1 protein-coding gene is annotated in these 1,918 nt (G+C 39.2%); it reads right to left on the reverse strand.

Annotated features, from left to right (window positions below; genetic code table 11):
* The coding region (locus tag CVS93_RS09730; protein ID WP_413784291.1) for a hypothetical protein at positions 1-1,918 on the reverse strand (1,918 nt) is incomplete at both ends.

The following is a 1,918-nucleotide window of genomic DNA, read 5'->3' on the forward strand; positions in this document are numbered from 1 at the left end:
TAGCTGTAAGAGATAAGGTTGTCTTTTCTCCATTAGTCATATCTAGTTTTTCGATATTTTTAACATGGCTAAAGTCTATGCTATTATCAGCTACTTTTAATGTATCAAATCCGGCTCCGCCGTCGATTTTTGTATCATTCAAGATCGCACCCTGTTCTATCGTGATCTCATCGGTGCCTGCTCCGGCTTCGATTTTTGTGTCATTCATTAAGTTTGCGCCTTTTTTGATAAAGATCTTATCATCACCGATTTCGCTATTTATATAGCCATGATCAAATTTCGAACCAGCATTAACGTAAATTTCATCATTACCTGCTCCACCATTTACGCCACCATCTTTGAATTCTGCTCCATTAACGTATACCTTGTCGTTGCCTTCATGTGCATATACGTTACCGCCGATAAATTTAGCACCACTTTCTAGCGTTATAGTATCATTGCCATCTCCAGCTTGTATATAAGATGCTTCTTGAAAAATAGTTCCACTTTTTATAGTAATTTCATCATTGCCGTCACCGGTACTTAGATTAGATAGTTCACCGTTACTACCCTTTTTGAACATAGTATTTGTGATTTCTACTATATCTTTATCAGCTCCAGTATCCAAAGAAGATCCTTCAAATGTTATACGATCTGTAACACCTGTTTTACCAGCATTGATCTTTATAGTTTCTTCTCCAGCACCCGTGCTAATAACAGTACGAGTTAGCGTTACCCCGCTAGCGATATTTACAGTATCTATACCACCCTCGGTCGTAATATTTGATTGCTTACCAACATCAGCAGTAATATTAGCATTGATATTTACAGTATCTTTGTCAGCTCCCGTATTTATATCAATCTTATCTATTATCGCACCAGCGTTAATATTAACTGTATCCTCGCCCTCAACAGTTATAATGGTAGAATTTTTTAGCGTCCCGTCAATATTTACGGTATCTTTAAATTTATTACCCCAAATAGTCTTTGCATCTAAATTAGTAACATTTGAAATATCTATCTTATTTTCGCCATTTCCACCAGTTATCCCGCCTATATGAGAATTTTTAATTTTCATTCCATCATTACCGCCCCATATACCGCCTTCTACGACTCCCTCAACAGTAGAGTTTTCAACAGTAATGTTATCCTTATCAGAATCTGCAGCTCCGCCATATATGCTAGGGCTTTCGCCACGTCCGCCACTAACGTATCCTTTTACTTTTGCGCCGTCTAAAATTTTAATAGTATCGCTATCTTCGTTACCCTCTATGTTTTCAGTTACGACGGTACCGGTATCTTTTACGGTTATTTTGTCGTTACCCCATCTTCCGACTATACCGTCTACTTTAGCGCCTTTTTCTACCAATATCTCGTCATCGCCGCCTCTACCGTTTATACCGCTAACGTAAGTTCCGCTATCACTTACGGTTACCCTATCATCTCCTTCGTCGGCTTGTATAAGACCCACTCTTGCGCCTTTATCTACGGTTATATTGTCGTCTCCGTTACCGGCGCCTATAAATCTAACCTGCGTTCCGGTTCCGCTTACTTTTATGGTATCACCAGCAGCACCGTTATCCTCTATATTTAAATTTGGATCTACTCGCTTCTCATGTACATCGTTTTTAGTTTTATTATCACCTAGTAATGTATCTACTTTTGAGCCACTCTCTACGGTTATATTATCGCTTCCTGAACCGCCGGAAACGCCAAAGACTTTGGCACCGTTTTTGAGATCAATGTTATCGTTTCCAACTCCTCCAAGCACAGACGCTATTTGTGCACCGTCTACCGTTATATTATCTATATTATCCGATCCAAACACTCTTAAACTTGGATTAGGATTTACTATCTTAGCTACTGAGCCATCATCTGGATAGTTTGAAGCTTTTGCTGTGCTAGTTACCGCTAGGTCTTTAGCATCATCTTGACCAAT

The sequence above is a fragment of the Campylobacter concisus genome, assembly GCF_003048535.1.
GTDB classification, from domain to species: Bacteria; Campylobacterota; Campylobacteria; order Campylobacterales; family Campylobacteraceae; genus Campylobacter_A; species Campylobacter_A concisus_S.